General features: G+C 61.2%; 16 protein-coding genes. 4 read left to right on the top strand and 12 right to left on the bottom strand.

The genetic code is table 11. From position 1 onward, the window contains the following. Positions 1-212: 212 nt before the first annotated feature. The gene (locus tag MOK15_RS18395; protein ID WP_278254321.1) at positions 213-3,560 is read left to right on the top strand and encodes a glycosyl hydrolase; all 3,348 of its coding nucleotides are present in this window, start codon (positions 213-215) and stop codon (positions 3,558-3,560) included. Positions 3,561-3,637: 77 nt separating this feature from the next. Here MOK15_RS18395 and MOK15_RS18390 read toward each other — a convergent pair whose 3' ends face one another. From MOK15_RS18390 to MOK15_RS18350, 9 genes are all read right to left on the bottom strand, one after another. Beyond that, a complete protein-coding gene (locus MOK15_RS18390) occupies positions 3,638-5,209 on the bottom strand; it encodes a long-chain-fatty-acid--CoA ligase (RefSeq protein WP_242933171.1) in 1,572 nt (523 codons plus the stop codon). 85 nt (positions 5,210-5,294) lie between these two features. After that, positions 5,295-6,836, bottom strand: coding sequence for a hypothetical protein (locus MOK15_RS18385; RefSeq protein WP_242933170.1), 1,542 nt, complete (start codon positions 6,834-6,836; stop codon positions 5,295-5,297). Between the two features lie 36 nt (positions 6,837-6,872). Continuing rightward, entirely contained in the window at positions 6,873-9,695 is a 2,823-nt protein-coding gene (locus tag MOK15_RS18380; RefSeq protein WP_242933169.1) for a TonB-dependent receptor, read from the bottom strand. Between the two features lie 121 nt (positions 9,696-9,816). Beyond that, entirely contained in the window at positions 9,817-10,533 is a 717-nt protein-coding gene (locus MOK15_RS18375) for a TetR/AcrR family transcriptional regulator (RefSeq protein ID WP_242933168.1), read from the bottom strand. A 198-nt stretch (positions 10,534-10,731) separates the two neighbouring features. Next, positions 10,732-11,532, bottom strand: coding sequence for a MetQ/NlpA family ABC transporter substrate-binding protein (locus MOK15_RS18370; protein ID WP_242933167.1), 801 nt, complete (start codon positions 11,530-11,532; stop codon positions 10,732-10,734). Positions 11,533-11,540: 8 nt separating this feature from the next. Beyond that, the gene (locus tag MOK15_RS18365) at positions 11,541-12,209 is read right to left on the bottom strand and encodes a methionine ABC transporter permease (protein ID WP_242933166.1); all 669 of its coding nucleotides are present in this window, start codon (positions 12,207-12,209) and stop codon (positions 11,541-11,543) included. Then, a complete protein-coding gene (locus MOK15_RS18360) occupies positions 12,209-12,937 on the bottom strand; it encodes an ATP-binding cassette domain-containing protein (protein WP_242933165.1) in 729 nt (242 codons plus the stop codon). Before MOK15_RS18360 ends, MOK15_RS18365 begins: the two co-directional genes overlap by 1 nt. Next, entirely contained in the window at positions 12,934-13,356 is a 423-nt protein-coding gene (locus tag MOK15_RS18355) for a hypothetical protein (protein ID WP_242933164.1), read from the bottom strand. The genes MOK15_RS18360 and MOK15_RS18355 overlap by 4 nt, the downstream gene beginning before the upstream one ends. Positions 13,357-13,500: 144 nt before the next feature. After that, positions 13,501-14,010: a hypothetical protein gene (locus tag MOK15_RS18350; protein ID WP_242933163.1), complete on the bottom strand. Its 510-nt coding sequence runs from the start codon at positions 14,008-14,010 to the stop codon at positions 13,501-13,503. Positions 14,011-14,141: 131 nt separating this feature from the next. Here MOK15_RS18350 and MOK15_RS18345 point away from each other — a divergent pair, with 131 nt between their 5' ends. Next, positions 14,142-16,136: a M13 family metallopeptidase gene (locus tag MOK15_RS18345; protein WP_242933162.1), complete on the top strand. Its 1,995-nt coding sequence runs from the start codon at positions 14,142-14,144 to the stop codon at positions 16,134-16,136. Between the two features lie 27 nt (positions 16,137-16,163). Here the strand turns inward: MOK15_RS18345 and MOK15_RS18340 are convergent, their stop codons facing one another. Genes MOK15_RS18340 through MOK15_RS18330 form a run of 3 tightly spaced genes read right to left on the bottom strand, consistent with a single transcriptional unit; the run spans position 16,164 to position 20,029 of the window. Next, positions 16,164-16,964, bottom strand: a complete 801-nt coding sequence (locus tag MOK15_RS18340; protein ID WP_242933161.1) for an enoyl-CoA hydratase/isomerase family protein — start codon at positions 16,962-16,964, stop codon at positions 16,164-16,166. A 10-nt stretch (positions 16,965-16,974) separates the two neighbouring features. Next, positions 16,975-19,185, bottom strand: coding sequence for an acyl-CoA dehydrogenase (locus MOK15_RS18335; protein ID WP_242933160.1), 2,211 nt, complete (start codon positions 19,183-19,185; stop codon positions 16,975-16,977). Positions 19,186-19,201: 16 nt separating this feature from the next. Then, complete coding sequence (locus tag MOK15_RS18330; protein ID WP_242933159.1) at positions 19,202-20,029, bottom strand: coniferyl-alcohol dehydrogenase; 828 nt, start codon at positions 20,027-20,029, stop codon at positions 19,202-19,204. Positions 20,030-20,485: 456 nt separating this feature from the next. Here MOK15_RS18330 and MOK15_RS18325 point away from each other — a divergent pair, with 456 nt between their 5' ends. Continuing rightward, complete coding sequence (locus MOK15_RS18325) at positions 20,486-20,890, top strand: OB-fold domain-containing protein (RefSeq protein WP_242933158.1); 405 nt, start codon at positions 20,486-20,488, stop codon at positions 20,888-20,890. Between the two features lie 3 nt (positions 20,891-20,893). Continuing rightward, positions 20,894-22,054: a thiolase family protein gene (locus tag MOK15_RS18320; protein WP_242933157.1), complete on the top strand. Its 1,161-nt coding sequence runs from the start codon at positions 20,894-20,896 to the stop codon at positions 22,052-22,054. The last annotated feature ends 1 nt before the right edge of the window (position 22,055 follow it).

Here is a 22,055-nt window from a genome sequence, read left to right as displayed (position 1 = left end):
CGAGATGATTTTGCGCATAGGTCGACTCCGAGAGGGAGAACCCCGCACCCAACTTATGCGACTTGTAATCGCATAAGTTGGGTGCGCCACGCTTGTCAAGCGAACCATGAAAAAGGCGCGCGATAGACGACAAGCCCTCCTCTTGACCGGCAATGCGATCTCCATCTATGCGATATATAATCGCATAGATTGCGGAGAGGAAATCAGTCGGCATGTCGAATATCCGATTCTGCTACGTGGCATGTTTAGGGGTTTTGGCTCTGGCGCTGTGTGGGTTGTCCGGTCCGATCGTCGGGGCGGCTCCGTCGGATGATCCCTTGCTTGCGGGTTTCGAGCATCCGCCGATCGAGGCGAGACCCCGGCTTTGGTGGCATTGGATGGGCGGCAATATTTCGGCCGAGGGTGCGAAGCTTGATCTGGAATGGATGGAGAGGGTTGGCATCGGCGGCGTTCACGCATTCTCCGGTGGAAAGTTGCCCACCCCCGCCGTGGTTAAGCCGCTCCATCCCTTCATGTCGTCGGAGTGGCAGGATATCTTTCGTCGCTCGGTCGCCCAGGCGCATGATGCGGGGTTCGAATTCGGCATTGCCGGCTCTCCAGGCTGGAGCGAGACCGGCGGGCCATGGGTGACAGCGGCCGACGGCATGAAAAAATATGTCTGGAGCGAGACGATCATCAAAGGTGGAGCGCCTTTCAAGGGCAGGCTTGCGCTACCGCCGAACGTGACCGGCCCCTTTCAGGAGGTGAGGGAAGGGCGCACCGATCTTCATAGTTATGGGGACGCTGCGGTGATTGCCTTTCCCACCCCTCCGGCGGAGCGGGACATGCCTGCAGCGACATGGAATCATGTTGCTGCAGGGGAACGGTCCATTGTTGTTCCACCATCGTCGGCTACGGCGTCCCTCAAGCTGCCACCTGAAGGAAAAAATGGCCTGCTGCTCGAAGCCTCTTATCCACGCCCGGTCAAGCTGGGCGCGCTTACCATTGGAATGCGTGAGAATGCCCTCGCCGTGCTGGAAGTTGAACGATCGCGTGGCCAATGGCTCAGGGTCGCCAGCGCCAGGATCGATGCCGTGGGCGATCGATTCATTCATCCTGCCCCGCAGGGAACCATGGGCTTCGAACCGGTTGTCGCCCAGCACTTCAGGCTAAGGCTGACGCCCGTGGAGGCAACGCCGCGATCCGCATTAGGACAGTATTTGCCCAAGCCGACTTTCGAGGCTTTTACCATTACCCGACTGGCATTGCTATCTGGCGGGAGGGTGAACGGATTTGAAGCAAAGGCCGGTTTCCAGTCGACCATCAGCGACGACGCCGCACTTCCCGTCGCGGTCGCGCTACGCGATGCTGTTTCGCGCGACAAAATTGTGGTGCTGACGGATCGCCTCCGGCCGGACGGCTCGCTGGACTGGACACCCCCAGCGGGAAGCTGGACCATATTACGCATCGGCTGGTCGCTGACCGGCGCGGTCAATGCTCCTGCGGAGCCAAGCGCGACAGGGCTGGAGGTGGATAAGCTCGATCCGGATGCGGTTGCGCGCTATCTCGATCATTATCTGCAATTATATGACCGTGCGAGCGGCGGCCGGATAGGCGCCAATGGCGTCCAGTCGATGCTGACGGACAGTTGGGAGGCTGGGGTTCAGAACTGGACGCCAAGGATGCTCATCGAATTCCGCACTCGCAGAGGCTATGATCCCGCGCCTTTCCTGCCAGTCCTCACGGGCAGGGTCGTCGGTAGCGGCGCGCTTTCCGAAGCCTTCCTCTTCGACTTTCGCAAGACCTTGAAGGAAATGGTCGCCGACAATCATCATGCGGTCCTTGCCCGCATGTTGCGGGCGCGAGGCATGGTCTATTATTCCGAAGCGCAGGGGGATTTCCCACGGGCAATTGCGGATGGCATGGCGCTCAAGGCCCAGGCCGATATCCCCACAGCCGAATATTGGTATCGTCCCTTTGCGACTGCGCCCGGCCAGCCGCCGCTCCGCGCGGACCTCAAGGAAAGTGCGTCGGTGGCTCATGTCTACGGCAAGAAATTGGCGGCGGCAGAGGCGCTTACCGTGGCCGCGATCAATGATCCATGGGCGTTCTCTCCCGCCATGTTGCGACCGGTCGCGGACAGGATATTTGCCAGCGGAATAAATCGCCTGCTTCTGCATGAGTCGCATCATCAGCCTCTTGTCGATGCCAAGCCGGGTCTTTCGCTTTTCATTTTTGGTCAATATTTCAACCGCAATGATACTTGGGCAGAGCAGGCGGGACCGTGGGTGAAATACCTAAGCCGCACCTCCTACATGCTTCAGCAAGGGCGCCCGATCGCCGACATCGCCTATTTTTATGGAGAGGAACGCAGCCTTTCCGAACAATATCTGGATCGGTTGGAGACGGATATCCCGGCGGGTCTGGATTATGACTATGTCGATCCCGAAGCCCTGCTCAACCTGCTGTCCGTGCGCGATGGCCGGATCGTGACGCCGAGCGGCATGGAATATCGCCTCTTATATGTGCCCGAACATATCAAGCGATATACGCTGCCGACGCTTCGAAAAATCGAGCAACTGGTGAAGGAAGGCGCCGTCGTGGTGGCGCACCGTCCCATCGGAGGCCTTGGCGTACTCAGTCCCGATGGTGAAGTAGACCGCATCGCAGACCGACTTTGGGGATCACGCAAGAGGAGATCAGCGGAAACCGCCTCTGGTCGCGTTTACCCGACCATCGCCGAGGCGCTGCTGTCCAGGCCTATCGTGCGCGATGTCAGGTTCAAAGATTTCGAGACGGACAAGAACCTATTATGGCTCCACCGCAGAGACGGCGACACCGATATCTATTTCCTCAGCAATCAGGACGAGGTGCCGAAGGATCTTTGGATAAGCTTCCGGGTAGAAGGTCGTGTGCCGGAAATGTGGAAGGCGGACACGGGGACAACCGAGCCGCTCAGTTTTCGAAAGACGCCAGAGGGTATCGAAACCCATGTCAGGCTGAACGGCCAGGAGTCCGGCTTCGTGGTGTTTCGTCGATCGACAAATGCAGCCTCCTGGCTGGCGCCGGAACCGATTGAAATCCCTTTGTCCGATGTAAAGGGGATGTGGCAACTATATTTCGAGCAGGGGCGCGGTGCTCCGGCCATCGCGAGTTTCGACCTTTTGAAATCCTGGACGGAATCGGCTGATCCGGGGATCAAATATTTCTCCGGCAGCGCCCGTTATGTGAAGGACATCCATGTGGAACCGTCCTGGTTTCGCCCTGGCCGCCGGATTGAACTTGATCTCGGCCGCGTGCATGAAATGGCCACCATTCGTCTTAATGGAGTGGCTTTCCAGCCTCTCTGGCATAGGCCCTATAGGCAGGATGTCAGCCAAGCGTTGAAACCTGGCAATAACCGCCTTGAAATTACGACGGTCAATCTCTGGCCCAATCGTCTGATCGGCGACAAGCAGCCGGGCGCCAAGCCCATCGCCTTCGCGCCTTCTTCTCCCTATCGCGCGGGCTCCCCGCTCTTGCCTTCGGGATTGCTGGGGCCGGTCCGCCTGATCGCCGTGGATAAGCCGGCTGGTCGATAGCGCGCGCCGTTCATGCTTTCAAAAGCTGCGCCGCTTCCGTGCATCCGGCTTCGAGAGGATGGTGTTCAAACCAAAGGCTATGCCTGCTCTTCCAATAGAGTCCGAAGGGCCTTTTTATTGACCTTGCCCACGCTGGTATGCGGTAGTCCGTCGACAAGGATGAATTTTTCGGGAACCGCGTAACGGCTCAGTCTCCCGGTGGCGACATATTGCTCCAGACGATCGCGTAGATGTTCGGTGGCCAGCGGTGTCGCGCCGGCTGCGGCAACGACGAACGCGACAGGGCGCTCACCCCATTTCTGGTCTGGCACGCCGATCACGGCGGCCTCCGACACGGTGGGTTGTTCGACCAGAATATTCTCGATCTCGATGGAAGAGACCCACTCGCCGCCAGTCTTGATGACATCCTTCAGGCGGTCGACGATGCGTAGCGCTCCATCGGCATCGATTTCGGCGACATCGCCGGTGTGAAGCCATCCGCCTGCCCACAGATCATCGGATGCGGACTGGTCGGCATGGCCCATCGTGAGCCAGGGCGCGCGCAACACCAGTTCACCGCCAGCATCCCCCTCGGTCCGCGTGTAAACGAGCGGTATGGGGAAACCGGCCCGGCAAAGCCCCGTCTTATTATCGTCCACGCTGCGGGCGAGCGAAATCACTGGCCCGGTCTCCGACATGCCGAAACCGACAAGCGTCGCGATGCCTGCCCGCTGTGCCTCCTGCGCAAGCGCAGGCGGAAGCGCCGATCCGCCGATCACGATCGTCCACGGTTTCAAACTGTCCCCGCTCGCGCCATTGGCATCCAGCAACATGCGAAGGATCGTCGGTACGCAATGGGAAAAGGTGACGCCCTCCCGTCGCTTCAGCATCAGCAGCGTCGCTGGATCATAGCGTCCGGGATAGACCTGTTTCACGCCCAGCATCGTGGCCACATAGGGAATGCCCCAGGCATGGACATGGAACATGGGCGTCATCGGCATATAGACGTCGGATCGGCGCAAACCTTCCCCGGTCGGCTGGTTGGCCAGCGCGGACGAGAGCGCCAGCGTATGCAGGACCAACTGCCGGTGACTGAAGAACACCTGTTTGGGATCGCCGGTGGTGCCGGTGGTATGGAAGGTGGTGGCGATCGCATTCTCGTCGAAATCGACGAAGGTGAAATCAGGCTGCGTGGTGGCAATCAGTGTCTCATAGTTCTCGGGCGCAGTTTCACCCTCCATGACGATCGTACCGCAAAGCTGCGGCAGGCCGGGAAGCAGTTCCGTACATATCGGCGCGAAATCGGCATGGTGGAGAAGAAAGGAAGCGCCCGATTGCCGCAGGGTGAAGGCGATCTGCGCGGGCGCAAGACGAACATTCACGGTCTGGAGCACCGCGCCCATCATCGGAATGGCGAAATAGCATTCCAAATAGCGATGGCTGTCCCAGTCCATGACGGCCACCGTATCGCCCGGTCGGACGCCCCGCTGCGCGAGCAGGGTTGCGAGCCGCGTCACGCGATCGACCAGACCGGCATAGCTCAGGCGCAGGTCGCCGCTGACGATTTCGGCCGTGCTCTGGTCCGCAACATTGGCGAGCAGATGACGAAGCAACAACGGATAGGAATAGGCTGCCCCGGCCGGTGTCGACAATATTTTCGGCGAACTCAACAGATCGTCTCCAGCAGGAAGGAAAGGATGCAGCGTATCTGCGCCCGTTCGACGCGACAGGGGAATGACGGGGCCATGACGGCCATCAGGATGCTTGGCATTGGGTTCGCTTGCTGCTGTCGGTCCCGGCTATGGGGTCGGCGCCCAGACTGGAATCGCTTCCTTTAAGGTCCGCCATGGGCGTACGGTCGGCTTGCTTGATGATTTCGGCGATCATCGCCGTCTGGCGCGAGGCCAGATCGGCATCCAGCTTGTCCATATGTCCGTTGGGTACGATGCCCAGCAGATAGTTCGGCCCCGCTATGCAGGCGACATGGGGGATGCCGCTATTATGGAACACCCGTCCCGTGGTGTAGCCCGGCCCCTGTTCGACCGCATGGCGCAGCAGGTCGTGGCGCTTGATGCCGTCGATGACGAAGTCGTTGAGCGGCCCCGCCGTCGCCGGCCAGTTCATATATTCATTATGTCCGGTTGCAGCATAGCCCTTGCCCGGCACATCCGCCCATTCGCTGGCCCCCAGATGTTCAATGGTGAAGGCTGCCGCCGCGCGCTTCATCAGGTCCGGGTGGGCCAGCGCCCAACCGGGCGCTTCGGGCATGTCGCCGCTCATATGTCCCGGCCAGCCGGCGAAAACGATGCTCCGCCGCAGCCGCTGCCCAGCGGGAAGGCTGGCGAAATGCCGCGCCAGTTGGAGCAGGGCGATGCAGCCATTTTCCTCGATGAAATTCTGGCCGTCCGTATGGGTGTCGACGATCATGACCTCCTCGCTCTCGCCCGGCAGGACAGCAGTCAGTTGGGGCACGTCGCCCTCCACCCATTGCGCGTCCAGTGTCAGATGCGCCGCCCGGCCAGCCTTTGCCGCTGCGCGCAGCGTATCACCGGCATCTTGCCCGATAAACAGGGCAGGCACTTTCGGCTTGTAGGGCGAGGCATGGGGAGAAAAATTGCCCGCGATCATGGCGGAGGACGCATTGATGATGATCGCCACGCCCGCCACGCCGCGCGCGGCCAGATCGTCCATCTGAAAGGACGGCATGGTCCACAGCCGATGGTAGAGGGAGTCGAGCACATCGGCGTCTGTCTCACCCCGCACATGAATGAAATGCGGATGCACGATCTGCCGCAAATGCATTTTGGGCAGTTCGGCGTCGAACAGCAGGATGCTGCCCTTCGGGAAATCCGGCAGGCTTGCCGGGCCATCGGGGTTCAGGCGACCGGCATAGACCAGCGGCCCGGTAACGCCCTGCGGGCCGGTCGGCTGCGACCGGACGAAATAGGCCACGGTCGGAACGGCATGACGCTGGTCGCCATCTATGATGTCGAGGCTCCAGCGCTTCGGTTCCCAGCGCCGATAGGCGTAGCTTTCGCATGGGCCGAGCCGCAATCCTGCCGCGACAAATTCCCGTTTCATCCAGTCGACGAACTTCACATGATTGGCGTTGCCGGGCAGCCGAGGCCCGAAATCGACCATCTGCTGATAGTCCTGCCGGATCTGATCGGCAGAGGGCAGGGGCACAGGGTTTGCGCGTGCTGCGCCCAACGCCAGCCCAGGCCTGCTTAGACCCGCGACCGCAAAGGCTCCGGCCAGCAGCGCGGCCCGACGGGACAGGAGCGATGGAATGGACATGAGGAAAATCTCCTGAAAACCGGTGGTCGATTGACGTTAGAAGCTGAGGTTCACGCCAGCGGTAAATTGGCGGCCGATGACATCGTAAAGCTGGGAATTGGTCGGGACGAAGGTCACAAGCGTACCGTTGGGCGCCAGCGGTGGGTTCCGGTCGAACAGATTGTTGACCGTGAAGAACAGACGGAACCGTTTATCGACCCGATAGGAGGCTGTCGCATCGGTGTAGAAAACGGACTTCACGCTGTTATCCTCGATCCTTTGCGGTTCCTGACGGGTCACGTCATATTTGCCTGCGCTGATGAAACGTTCCTGCACGAACAGCTCGAACGGTCCCCGGCTCCAGGTGATATTGGCCGTGGCGGTCCAACGCGGATTGGCGGTCAGGCCGACTTCTCCGGCGCGATCGGTCGATGTGCCGTTGCTGATGTCCTGCCGCTGCTTTTGCAAATAGCTGGCGATCAGCCGTAACTGCATGGCGCCGCCCAACAGTTCGCCGCTGGGCCGATAGCCGAGTTCAAAATCGATGCCCGTGCTTTTCAGGCGATTGAGGTTCAGCGTCGGGGATTCGATCCGTGTAATCTGCCCCGCGCTGTTTCGGGTGATGTTCGCGCACAGGTTGGTGGCCCCCGCAAGACATTGATCGAGGGTGATCTGCGGGGTGAGCGATGAAATCACGCCCGACAGATCGATCGAATAATAGTCCGCGGACAGCGTCAGCCCCGGAAGGAAGGCGGGGGTGAGTATGACGCCTGCCGTATAGGTCTTGGCCCGCTCCGGTTTCAGGGCCGTGTTACCGCGCGTCACCTGAATGATCGGTATGGTGGTGCCGTTTTCGATGACCGACCCGGTGTTCTGGACGGTGCCGGCAAACAGTTCCGGCACATTGGGCGCGCGAATATCGCGCGAGGCGGTGCCGCGCAGCCGGACACCCCCGACCGGCTCCCATACCAATCCGGCCTTCCAAGTCGTCACACCCCCGCTGGTACTGTAGTTGGTGTAACGAACGGCGGCATTGAGGTCGAGCGAGTGGAGGAAAGGCATGTCGCGCGCCAGCGGCACGGCGACCTCCCCGAATATTTCCCAGAGATGATAGCCGCCCGATATCGGAAAGACATTGGTCAGCAGATAGCCGCCTGGCTGGTTCTGATAGGCAGCCGGAAAGCCGCGAATGCCTGTTGCATCATTGATGCTGGGTCCGATATCGTCCGACGCCTGATCCAGTTCGATGCGCCGATATTGCCCACCTGCTGCAAGCGATACGGGACCGGCCCAGGTCGAGAAGGGCTGGGCGCGAAGCGACAGGTCGGCTACATCCTGCCTAATGTCGGTTCGATAGGCGGATGTACCCTCGACATAATCGATAGCGGCTTGTGACGGCGCACCCGATCCGAACAGATTGATGGGTACGCAGCCCGGATAAAGCCCCGGATGGGTCAGCGTGACGCGGCAGACGATATTGCCGCTCCCAGGATCGCGAACCGCATCCGCCGCTGCATAAAGGCGTTCAAGCACGACATTATTGTCGGTGCGGATTTTCGTCCGGTTCTTGCTGTGCCCATAATAGCCTTCGACCACCAGGTCCTTCGGCCCCGAAAAACGGAAACCGGCTTTCAGGTCGGTTGTTCGTGCATTGGTTGTGGCATTGGCCGGGTCGCCAAAATCGAAATTCATCCGACCCATTGCAAAGGCGGGCGTATTTGTGGCCGTCAATGTCTGCTGCACAGCCGGGTTCAAGAAGGCATTACCGCTATAGATGGTAAAGCCGTTGAACCCGCCCAGATTGAACTGCTGGACCTGAGTATAATGATTGCGGGCCAGCGCCAGATTACCTTGCGCGAACAGTGTCAGCGATGGCGTGACGTCGAATTCCGCATGACCGAAATAGCTTTGCGTCCGAATGGCGGCGGACAGGTTGCTGAACACCTGTGCGCCATCGCCGCCCACCTGGATCAGGCCGGATTGGAGCGAACCGCGTGAAAAGGGCACCAGCGTGCCGTCCGGTGCAAATTGCCGCATGGCCAGCGGACCGCTCAATATGAGGCCTCCTGGCGACGCCGTGGAGGCCCGCAGATTATCGCGAAAGATTAGCTGGCCGGGCACCGCGGGATTGCTGAGGAATCCGGTGCCGCGTGCCCCCCAGCTCCGATCCGCGACGCTCTGCAATCCTCCGACGTCGAGATAGGAGGCGCTCGCCACGATCCGTCCGCGACCATCGGCGAAGCTGTGGCCGGCGGTCAGGCTGGCCTTGTAGGTGGGCACATCGCCCTGATCGGAAATGCCCGATTGCACCGTCGCCTTGAGGCCGGTGAAGCGGGTGTCGAGTACGAAGTTCACCACCCCTGCCACGGCATCGGAACCATAGGCGGCGGAAGCGCCCCCGGTAACGACGTCGACACGCTTTATCAGGTCCTGCGGCAGCAGATTGATGTCAGACGAACCATCGCGCGCGGATGGCGCTGCGCGGCGGCCATCCACCAGCACCAGGGTGCGCTGCGGCCCCAGATTGCGCAGGTTCAGATAGCTGCCTGTCCCCGGCCCCGTCGCACCGGTAAACCCTCCCGATGGCCGGGTGGAACCGCGAAAGGCGGGAAGCTGGTTGAGCGCTTCACCCATAAGGCCCGGCTGCGCCTTGGTCAGCGCTTCGGCCGCGACCACCGTGACCGGGGTCGGTGCCTGAGACCCGTCCCGTATCGCGCGCGATCCCGTGACCACGATGACGTTGCTGTCTGTTGCCGCTTCGCCCTGCGAGGGTTCTGGTATGGCGTCAGCCGTTTCCCGGGCGCGCCCCTCCTGTGCGACAGCCGGTTCCGCATTCAGCGCAGCCAGACATGCCGATGCGAGCAGAATTTCACGAATCATTCGCCGCCCTTTCAGTTGCGGGCCTGCGGCTTTTTACCGTCGCCCGTCCTTCTCCTGACGCCGAATGTCTGCCTGCTATCGATTCAAGTCAATATACTTCTTTCTTAGAAAAGAAATATATTCAATGCGCTTTGGTCGGCCGCTCTCCGGGGGAAGGAAGGGCGCATAGCGCGCGGATTCCAGCAGCGACAAAGGTCGGCAAGCGATCCACAATGCCCGCAAAGTCGGACGACCGAACTTCTCCGTCGGAGATTCGATCGATACGGCCGGTCTGGCCCAGCGAGAAGGTGAAGGCGCCCGTCAGGAAATGATATCCCCAATATAGCGTCTCGCGCGGGACATCGGGCATCAGGCGTTGCATATCGTCGATCAGGACGTTGGAAACCTCGTCAAAGACCTCCGACATCAGCGAATGCATCGCCCCTTTCGAACTGTTCACATAGGCGACGATCGCAGCATAGTTGCGATGTCCTTCGCCAAGCATGGCGAATTCGAAACCCGGACGTACGAAGGCATCGATGAGTCCTTCCAACGTACCGTCATTGCCATGAAGCGTCCGATAATCGTTCAGCGCCCTTAGCCGCGCGGCATTGACCAGCGGTCCTCGCCGACGGAAGACGGCGGCAAAGAGCTGTTCCTTGTCCCCGAAATAATAACGCATGAGGGCGGTGTCGACGCCTGCAATCGCAGCCACGCTGGCCAGGGTGGTTCCATTATAGCCCTTCGATGCGAACTCGGCCTCCGCATGATCGAGGATCAGGGTCATGGATTCTTCCCGTCGCTCGGCATTGGGCCGGCGGGTTGCAGAGGGCTTCTTCTCTTTCTGCTTGCTCTTCACGTCGCACTCTTTCGCATTATGGCGGGCTGCACGACGGGCAACCCATCCCACGGAGAGGAAGCGCCGGTGCATGGCCCCAATCGGGGCGCTATCCATTTCTTTTCTGGAAAGAGAATTTAATGGCCGGGGAGTCAAGCTCCTATCCGTGCGCCTGTAACCCGCTTTGCTTGTACAGGCGCACTTTTGGCCGGGCGGCACTCAGAAGACGGGCAGTACCGCGCCCTTATATTTTTCCGCCATGAAGCGCTTTACGTCGTCACTCTTGAGCGCGGTGACGAGCTTCTGAACGCGCGAATCCTTTTCGCTGCCGGGCTTGCCGACCACGAAATTGACATAGGGCGACTTGCCATCCTCCATCGCCAGCGCGTCGCGCACCGGGTTGAGTTTGGCGTCGAGCGCATAGTTGGTATTGATGAGGGCCAGGTCCACTTCGCCCAATGTGCGCGGCAGCGTGGCCGATTCCAGCTCGCGGAAGACGATCTTCCTGGGGTTGCTTGTCACATCATGCAGAATCGAGAGCGGATTGGCCGGATTCTTCAGTTGGATGAGGCCCATCTTCTGCAACAGCAGCAGGGCGCGCCCGCCATTGCTCGGCTCGTTGGGGATGGCGACGATCGCTCCAACCGGCAGGTCGGCGATACTCTTCCACTTGCGCGAATAGGCGCCCAACGGCTCGATATGAATACCCGCGATCTTTTGCAGATCGCTATGTTGCGCTTTGTTATATTCGTCGAGATAGGGACCAGTCTCGAAATAGCTGACGTCGATCTTGCCTTGGTCAACCTGGAGATTGGGTTGCACATAATCGTTGAAGACGCGAATATTGAGCTTCAACCCCTCCTTCTCCAGCAGCGGTTTGACATGCTCCAATATCTCGGCATGGGGCACGGCGGTCGCAGCAACGCTCAACGTACCGGGATCGGATTGCGCTTGCTGATCTTTGCCGCTGCAGGCGGCCAGGAGCAGGGCGGAAAACAGGAGGAGCGTACGCGACTTCATGACATATCCTAACGATGATCGGTTCGGCGGGCCAGCCAGTCGCCGGACCATTGAATGAGCTGGACGAGAAGTACCAACAGCACGACCGTCACCAGCATGACATCGGCCTGGAAACGTTGATAGCCGTAGCGGATTGCCAGATCGCCCAGCCCCCCCGCGCCAACGACGCCCGCCATGGCGGTGAAGGAGACGAGGGCAATGGCGGTGATGGTGGCGCCGGATAGCAGGCCCGACAGCGCTTCGGGCAGAAGCACCTTGATGATGATCTGTAATCGTGTTGCGCCCATGGCCTGCGCTGCCTCGATCGTAGCGCGCGGAACATCGCGCAACGCGGTTTCGACCAGGCGGGCATAGAAAGGGGCGGCGCCCGCGACGAGGGGTGGAATGGCGCCGGAGACACCCAGGGACGTGCCTATGACAAGCAGGGTCAGCGGAATCATCACGATCAGCAGAATGACGAAGGGAATGGAGCGCAGGATGTTGACGAACAGCCCCAGCAGCCGGTTGGCTATGGGACTCTCGCTGATCTGCCCTCGATCGGTCAGGAACAGCAGCACGCCCAGGGGTATGCCCAGGAGCAGCGTCAGCAGCAACGAGCAGCCCAGCATCAGCAGGGTGTCGAGCGTAGCCTGGGCGATATCGGGCCAGTAGATATTCTGGAAGAAACCATCCTGCATCACCGCTCCTCCCCCAAAAGGGCGAGGGTCGCCTGTTCGCGTGATCCCGACAGGACGGTGTCCGCCCGTCCCGCTTCAATCAGCCGAGCTTGGTCGAGCACCGCAACATGGTCGCAGATCGCCCGTACCACCTCCATCTCATGGGTGATGAGAACGATGGTCAGGTTCATTTCCCGGTTAAGGTCGGCGAGCAGCGCCAGGACCGATCGGGTTGTCTGCGGGTCAAGCGCGCTGGTCGCCTCGTCGCATAATAATATGTCCGGCCGGGTGGCCAACGCGCGAGCGATCCCCACGCGCTGCCGCTGTCCACCGGACAGGTGGGCAGGATAGATGTCGGCTTTGTCGGCTATCCCCACGCGAGCAAGCAACTCGGCGCAGCGCGCCGTGCGTTCCGCCTTGGGTACGCCCGCCAGTTCCAGGGGCAGCGCGACATTGTCGGCGATGTTGCGATTGGCCAGCAGGCCGAAGGATTGGAATATCATGCCGATCCGCTGGCGCAGGCGCCGCAGGCCCGTGGCATCAAGCGTGGAGAGCGGTGCCTCATCGACGACGACCTCGCCTGCGCTCGGCCGTTCCAGGCCGTTGATGAGGCGCAGCAAGGTGGATTTGCCGGCACCGGACCGACCGATGATACCGTAGATCGATCCGCGCGGGATCGACAGGCTGATGTCGATGAGCGCCGCCGTTCCATCAGGGAAGCGCTTTGATATGGATTGTAGTTCGATCATGCTATGCCTGTCACCTGCGCCGCGACGCGCTTCATCTTTTCTGCTTGAAGGCCCGTCCGAAGAAGGAGCCGAGCAAGGCTCGCTGCCTTATAGACGGCGATCCTTTCCTTCAACCGTTCGGATATGCCCTTCAGATCAGAGTGCAGACCGCGATGTCCACCATCTGATGCAAACCTGCATTCGTGCATCAATCGAACGCCCGGCAGCCTCACGCCGCCGATATTGGTTTTGGCCACGGATGGAAAGCGGATGGCGCTGTTCGCCTTCAATATCTTTGTTTTGCGATAGGCTGTGTGGGCGCGCGACACGACCGGATCGAGATCACCCCCGGCTTCCAGCCGAGCAAACAGGCGCGAATGTCCATATGGAATAGCAAGGTCCATCACGATGGCGAGACGGTAGACGGAATTATCAACCAATCAAGTAGTGATTGGCGACGGGTGCGTCATATCCGCTTGTCAGGTCTGCATGAGTCAGCGCTGCGCGGCCTGCGGATCGTTGACCACCCGGCTATCAAGGTTGAAGGTCATCGTCTGACGCCTGGCAAGATCAACTCTCAGTCACTACCCAGCCGTCTCCTCTGCCAGCGCGCTCAGCCATTCCAGACGTGCATGCTGGAGGCGCAGGCTGAGATCGACACTGGCGCGTTCGATGGCGTCATTCAGGCGTGAATAGACGGTCAGTGCCGTAATGCTCGCTGCCACTTCCACCTTGATCCGCGCGATGACCTCCAGCCGCTGATCGGGGGGCAGCATCAGCCAGATTCCGGCGCGAAGCCGGAACGGATCGGCGCCGACGCTGGCGGAGCGGGTGGGATCGCAAGCCCATTCGAGTAAGGCAGTCCGGCCGTGATCGGTCACGGACAGGCGTTTCGTCGACCGCGCGTCACCGATGGGTATGGCGAGCACCAGCCCGTTACGCTCCAGGCGCTGGATTGCCGAATAGACGGCGCCGGCGCTGCCTTTCCATTCGAGCGAGGGCGAATCCGCAAAGGCGCGGCGCACGCGGAACGCGGTGTCGCGGCCACGATAGAGAATATCCGACAATATCGCGCCTTCAAGTTCCGTCAGCAATCCCGTCCTCCCGACTTGCATTTCGTTCGACTTCTGATAGTCCGAATCGGACTATTTGGAGAGCGGCCATGCATTCACGCAACCGAGCAGGGAAGAGGCGTTTCGGCAAGCCATACATGGCCTGGATAGGCATGACTTTTCTGACATCGGCAATGGTCGCCTCTGCGGAACCGCCGCGATCCCATAGCGGTGTGATCCTGCAAAACATGGACCCTTCGGTATCGCCACGGGCCGATTTGTTCGACTATGCCAATGGCGGTTGGCTCCGCACGGTTCCGATCCCGGCCGACCGATCCAGCTATGGCGTGCAGCAGATCATGATCGACCAGTCGCGATCGCGCCTGCGCGCCATTGCCGAAGCGGCGCGCACCGCAGGTGATCCGGAGGCGCGGAAGGTAGGGGCGCTCTATGCAAGCTTCATGGATGAAAGCCGTATCGAACGGGCGGGTATCAGGCCTCTCCAGCCTGAACTGGCGCGGATCGATGCGATCAGCAACAGGCATGAGCTGGCGTCGATCATGGGGCGGTTGGATCGTATCGGGATGATCGTGCCGATCTCCACCTATGTCGCGCCGGATGCGCGGGACGCGCAACATTATGCCTTGTGGCTGTCGCAGAATGATCTGGGTTTGCCGGGCAAGGATTATTATCTCAGCGATGGGGCCACTTATGTGGATAAGCGCGCAAAATATCGCGCCCATGTCGAGGCGATGCTCTCCCTGGCCGGGGACGTGGCCGCACCGCGCCATGCCGACGCCATCCTGTCGCTGGAAACTGCGATTGCCCGGTTGCAATGGATTCCCGTCGATCGTCGCGATCCGGACAAGACCTATAATCCCAAATTGCTTGCCGAACTGAATCTATTGGCGCCTCGGTTCGATTGGGTCGCCTATTTCGCCGCTTCGAGCCTGCCTCCTGCCGCGTCGGCGCGCTCTATTGCGCGGCAACCCGACTATCTTGCCGGCGTTGCCGGGCTGACCGAGACGGTGCCGCTCGAAACCTGGAAAGCCTATTTCCGTTACCTGCTCATCGCGGGAACGGCGCGCTATCTGCCCGCGCGTTTTGCAGCGGAGGATTTCGCGTTCAATGAAGCCGTGCTGCGCGGAACGAAGGCGCAAGCCGAACGCTGGAAACGCGGATGCGAACTCATCGACCGCCTGCTCGGTGAAGCAACGGGCAAGCTCTATGTCGCGCGTTATTTTTCGCCGCAGGCCAAGGCGAATGCCGATCTGCTGGTCGATAATTTGTTCGCGGCCTATCGCGATCATATTCAGGCGCTCGATTGGATGGACCCGGCGACCAAGGTGCAGGCCCTCGCCAAACTGGCCGCCATGAACGTGAAAATCGGCTATCCCAAGGGTTGGCGCGACTATTCCGCCCTGACCATCCGACCGGATGACCTGATCGGCAATATACTCCGGGCGCAGCAGTTCGACTATGACCGCCAGCATCGCCGCGTCGGGGCGCTCGTCGATCGGGAAGAGTGGCAGATGACGGTGTCGACGCCCGACGCCTATTATTCGCCACAGACCAATGAAATCGCCTTTCCCGCAGCCATTCTCCAGCCGCCATTGTTCGATCCTGAAGCGGATGATGCCTTCAATTACGGATCGACGGGTGCGACGATCGGGCATGAAATGAGCCACGGCTTTGACAATCGTGGCAGCCGGTTCGATGCGGCGGGCAATTTGCGCGATTGGTGGACTCCGGCCGATCATGTCCGATATGCCGCGCGAACGGCGTTGCTGGTGCGGCAGTTTGACGGGTTCGAACCCTTGCCCGGCGAGCATGTCGATGGCCGGCTGGTGCTGTCCGAGAATATCGCGGACCTGGCGGGCCTTTCCATCGCTTGGCAGGCCTATCTCAGGACTCTACAGGGACGTACGCCGCCGGTCATCGACGGGTTGACCGGCGCGCAGCGTTTCTTCCTCGGCTATGCGCAAAGCTATATGGGCAAGCGGCGCGACGAAGCCATGCTGTCACTCATCAAGACAAACCCGCACCCCCCTGAACGCTATCGCGTGAATGGCATCGTTGTGCATCTGCCGGCCTTTTATGCCGCTTTTGCCGTCAAGCCAGGCGATCCCATGTTCCTTGCCGAAGATCAACGCGCTGCAATTTGGTAATCGCGCGGAGGATGAAGGCGGCAATCCCTATGTCTTCTTCCCGCCGACACCCTTCACATAGCGTTCCATGCCTTCCAGATACGCGGGGTTGAGCATCAAGGCGCTGTTCGCCATCCGCTCGACATGCCGGCCCATGGAGGGACCGACCTCATTGGCCAGTTCGATGGCGATCTTGGCCGCGCCCATCTGTTCAGGATTCTGCCGGGTAAGGTGCTGGCAGAAGGCGAGCGCCGCCTCATCAAACTCCTCGTCCGGCAGTACGTCATGGACCAGCCCCATGATGAGAGCGCGATCGGCGTCGGCCTTCTGGTTGCCCATGATGAGCCACCGCGCCCAATGCGGACCGCAGATGCGCGTCAATCGGCTGACACCGTTGGAGGCTGGCAATACACCGAACAGCCCTTCGGGAAAGGAAAAGGCCGCGTTCTTCGCCGCCAGCCGGAAATCGCAGGACAGCGCCATTTCCAGCCCGCCGCCAACGCAGGTTGCATGGATGGCGCAGACGATCGGTTTTTCGATATGCTCCATCTCGTCATAGATGCGGTGCATCCCATGGAGGTTGAGGCGGTGATTTTCGCGGATGCCGGTCGGCGTGCGCGGATAGGCTGGCGCATCACCGCTCTTGAGGTCGGCGCCGGCGGAAAAATAGCGTCCGGTCGCGCGAACCAGCATGACCCGCAGGTCGGGCGTGTCGCGAAAGCGCAACAGGGCGGTTTCGAACAGCGCCATGGTTTCGCCGGACAGGGCGTTGAGCTTGTCCGGCCGGTTGAGCGTGACGATCAGGATGCCGTCCTGCTCCTGGGTCAACAGATGCGGTGCTTCGCTCATGGCATGATCCTCAGGCGCGCGTACGCGGCAGACCCAGCGCACGCTCGGCGATCATGCTGCGATGGACTTCGCTTGTCCCGCCATAAATGGTTGCTCCCTGCGCGTGGCGATAAAATTGGTTGATCTCGGCGGCCGGGCCTCTGCGCTTTGATAGCGACAATGGGGCCGTCAGATCCAGCAGATCGCGCGCGTCGCTCTGGAACTTCTCGGAACTGAACATCTTGGCCATGGGGCCATAGGCATGGTTGGGTTTCTTCTCGGCGATCGCCCATTGCGACCGGTACGTGATAAGCTCCGACACCCAAAGATTGGCGGTGGTCCGCGCCAGACGGACCTGAGCGCCGGTATCCTCGACCAACGACCGGCCATTGCGTTGAATCTCGTGACACAGGCTTTCCGCGGCTTGCAGCATTGCGCGCTGATATTTCGCAAAGCCTCCGCCATGTTCCAGTTCCAGACTGGCGCTCATCGTGCGGACGCCGCCATCGACATCACCCAGCCGCCAACTGTCGGCAATGCGTACGCCATCATAGAAAGTGATGTTGGTCCGCTCATCCTGGAAAGTGTGGACGGGCTGGATCGTGACCCCATCGGCCTTCAACGGCACGATGAACATGGTGAGGCCCTTGTGCTTGGGCACATTCGGGTTGGTGCGGCACAGCATCAGGACATAGGTGGCCAGATTGGCGCCACTGGTGAACATCTTGGTGCCGTCGATCCGCCAACTGCCGTCCGGCTCCTGCGTTGCGCGGCATTGCGCAGCGAAGACGTCGGAACCCGATCCCGGCTCCGAATAGCCCAGCGAACAGATCACCTCGCCACCCATGATCTCCGGCAATATGGCGTTCTTCAACTCTTCGCTGCCGAAGCGATGGATGATGAGCGCCACCATCTGGGTCACATTGGCGGCGGGATTATTATATCCCTGCGCTTCGAATGCATCCATTGCCGCCGTCTTCTCATAGGCGGACAAGCCACGCCCGCCGACATCGGCCGGCAACCCCAGATAGAGGAGATTCTGCGCCGCCAGCTTGCGGTTCAATGCGGGATTATAGCCTTCCCAGCTATAATGGAACGTCTCGCGCATGTCCGGCGTGACGTGAGCGGCGAAGAAATCGTTGATCTCCTGCGTGATGATCCGCGCGTCCGGTCCAAGATCGAAGTCGATCGGCACGCCGCCCGCCTCCGGCAGCGCGGCGTCTTCGCCGCCATAGAGCCGACGGCCCGCTTCCTCGATCAGGCGCTGGGGGTCGCCCAGCAACAGCGGCCATGCCTTGGCGCGCAGGTTGAAGAGGAAGATGTCATATTCGGTAGTGAGGCCATAGCCTCCGAATGTGTGCAGCGCCTGCGCCACGGCGCGGGCCGCGGCGTCGGTATTCCACCAGGCGGCGATGGATATGGCCGCGCCGGCCTGCGGCTGGCCATCGGCGAGGTCGCGGATCGCCTTCCATACCAGGAGCTTGCCGCCATCGACGTCGCAAAGCAGATCCGCGAGCGGATGGGAAATGCCCTGGAACTGGCCGATATACTGGTCGAACTGCTTGCGTTCGCAGGCATAGGCAGCCGCGAGTTTGAGCGCCTGCCGCCCGATCCCGGCAAGGCCGGCGGCGATCAGCAGCTTCCATTCCTCCACGCCCTGCGCGAAGATCGTCCGCGCGCCTTCTCCCCTTGCCAGCATGACATGGGGCAGGACGCCCAGGTCGATCTCGGCCAGTGGCGTGGACGCCAGATTTTCTTCGACCCTGCGCGCTTCCTCTGGCACCTCGACCAGGATGATGTCCGCGCCGCGCCGCGCGATCACCGCCTGCGCCACCTGCCCGCCGCCGATCCATTGCACCGGCTGAACCGCCACATCTTCAAAGGCGAGGCTGGCGATGGCCTTGCCCGTCATCACCTGGTCCAGCAAGCCGGCAGCGTGGTCGCCCCCCAGTTGCGCCAGAAGGCGCGCACTGACCAGAGCTTCCGCCAGCGGACCGGAGGCCAGCGTACGGCCTGCCTCCTCCATCAACAGCGCGGCGTCGAACAGGCCCAGTCCCAGGCCGCCCGCCTCTTCCGGCACCCGGATCGACAGCGCGCCCAGATCGGCCAGTCCCTGCCACAAAGTGGGATCGAAGCCGGACGGGGCCGCAGCGCGCACGCGCGCCATGCTGCTCTGTTCATCCAGGAAACGGGCGAACATGTCCCGCATCATCTCCTGATCGTCGGTCAGGTCGAAATTCATATCGCGATGCTCCGGCTTATTGCGCAGGCGCGGCGCGGCGCATCATGACGCTGAGGTCGACCTGACCTGTCGCCACCCCACCCATGAAGCCGCCGTCGACCGGGAAGACGACACCGTTGACGATACTCGCTAGGTCGCTGTTGATGAGGATCAGGCCGGCGGCCTGTTCTTCCGGCGTGGAATAACGTCCCATCGGTTCAGCGGCGGCGGCCACCACCTCCTTGCCCGATGTCGCCTCGAAAGCGGCCATCATCGGCGTCTGGGTGGGCGAGGGCAGGGTGCAGTTGATACGGATGCCCTGCTTGATGAGATGTGCGCCCATATATTGGGTCCACACGATCACATTTTCCTTGGAGAAGCTGTAGCCTTCCCGAACCGTTTCCATATTCGCCTCGCACCAGGCGATGGCCGGGCCGAAACCTTTGGTCGTGACGAATTCCATATTGGTGGGAATGCGGCGGCTCCAGCCGAGGCCGCCCGTGGACGCGATGCTCGCGATCGCGCCGCCCGCTCTCATCAGAGGCAGCACCTGCTCGGTCAGGTGGCGCAGGCCGATGAAATTCACCTTAATGACATCCATGGGCGGGAAGGACTGCGGCAGGCCCGCGCAGTTGAAGAGCGCGTCGACCTTGCCGCCGATGCCCGCCACGGCCGCGTCGATCGAGGCTGGGTCGCGCAGGTCGACATTGTGGAAGGAGGCGAGCGGCAGGCTGCTGTCCTTATAATCGAGACCATGCACCTCGGCGCCCAGATCAAGCAGCAACTTCGCCGTTGCTTCCCCCATGCCGGAGAAGCAGCCGCTCACGATTACCCGCTTGCCCTTATAGCCCAACATGTCGCTCATCCCGGTCTCCAATAAGTTTTTTCAGGCTTTGGCCGCCGCTCGCCCGTCAATGACGCCATCATCCTCTTCGGCGCGGATCATTCGTCCCGGATAGGGGTGCGACCGGGCAACGGACATTGTCCGCGCACGCCGCCCCGTCGATGCGGATTTCATGGCGCCTCTCCAGCGATACTTGCCATCCTTAGAAAGGAGATTGGGATGGCGATCAACTCGCCTCTGCGCTCAATCGCCGCCACGATACGCAAGAGGACGGGCGTTTGTGGCAATCGTCCCTGCGGTATCTCGACGGCGTCGCGCCAAGCCGTTTGCGTTCCTTCGCCGGGCAGGCGACACCGGCCAAAACAACAAGCAGGATTACCGGAAACATCATGGTTCATGCCGCCCTCAGCCCCGTCGTGTCAAAGCCCGCCCCGGTGATCGGGCTGGAAAGCCTCACCCTAATCCGGGCCGACTGACATGGCGTGGCAGCGTTCCCGCCCCCGGCTCGATAGCGATAATCGCGCCTTCTGGACTGGCGGAGCGGAAGGACGGCTCCATATCACCCGATGTGGCGATTGCGGTCAGTTCACGCATCCGCCACGCGAAATCTGTCGTCATTGCCAATCGGAGAATGTCGCCCCCCATGCGGTAGCCGGCACCGGCACGGTCGACACCTATACGGTGAACCATCAGGCCTGGGCAAAGGATATGGAGGTGCCGTTCGTCATCGCGCGGGTAAGGCTGGACGATGCGGCGGGGGTCTATCTGACGACCAACATCGTCAACTGTCCGGTCGATACGGTCGACATTGATGATCGGGTCCATGTCCTTTTTGAGGAGCAGGACGGCATCTGGTATCCCCTGTTCGAGAAGGTTGACTGAGCCATGGCGCGCGAAGCCTATATCAGCGGCATCGGCATGTCCGAAGTCGGCGTGCGTCTCACCCGATCGCCCCTCGGCTTAACGGTCGATGCGGTTCGCGAAGCGGTTGCCGATGCCGGTCTCACGCTCGATCAAATCGATGGTGTCGCCACCTATCCGGGCAAGATGCAGAGCTTCCTCGGCTTCTCGCCGGTCAGTGCCGACGATCTGATCGAAGTGCTCGGCCTGAAGACCAGATGGCATATCGGGGCTGCCGAAGCGACCGCGCAGTTGGGGGCCATTACGGAGGCCGCAAATGCGGTGAAGGCAGGCCTGGCCCGCCATGTCCTCTGTTTTCGTACCGTATATGAAGCGGCCGCCCTTGCCCGGCCGGAAGAATTTCCGCCGCTGGAACGGCGCAAGGATGTTTCGGGCAGCTCGCAATGGGTGTCCCCCTTCGGCGCCTTTTCCGCAGCGAACTGGACGGCGCAGTTCGCGATGCGTCACATGAAGCGATATGGCCTGACCCGCGAGCAATTGGCGCAGGTCGCGCTTAACGATCATGCCAATGCCGCCCGCAATCCCCGCGCGATCGTCCGCGAGCCGCTGACGATGGATCGTTACATGGCTACGCGTCTGATCAGCACACCCTTTTGCCTCTATGATTGTGACCGGTTCACCGATGCATCCACGGTTATCATTGTCTCCGCCGGCGATGCGCTGGATGAAGTGAAAGCCGTGCCGGTCCGCATTGCCGCAAGCGCCGGGTCGGTCGAACGCTATAGCTGGGATCAGGCGGAATGGGCTGGCGCCTATCCCACCGGCCGCGACCTTTGGGCCAACACGGACTATGCGGCCAAGGATGTGGATACCGTCCAACTCTATGACGGCTTCGCCTTCCAGCCGATCACCTGGCTGGAAGGGCTGGGCTTTTGCGGCATCGGTGAAGGTGGCCAGTTCCTGGAGGGGGGCAAGCGTATCGCCCTGGACGGCGAATTGCCGATGAATACCGGGGGCGGGCAGCTCGGCTGGGGGCGTCTGCACGGGTTCGGCTTCGCTTATGAGGCCGTGGTACAGCTTCGCGGAGAGGGCGGGGCGCGGCAGATTGCCGGCGATCCCAGGGTCGCGGTCGCCACTTCCGGTGGCGGGCCGATGGCGGCCGCGCTGTTGCTGGCGAAGGATTAGG

This window comes from Sphingobium sp. BYY-5, assembly GCF_022758885.1.
Classification (GTDB): domain Bacteria; phylum Pseudomonadota; class Alphaproteobacteria; order Sphingomonadales; family Sphingomonadaceae; genus Sphingobium.
This window is presented reverse-complemented; position numbering and strand designations above follow the sequence as displayed.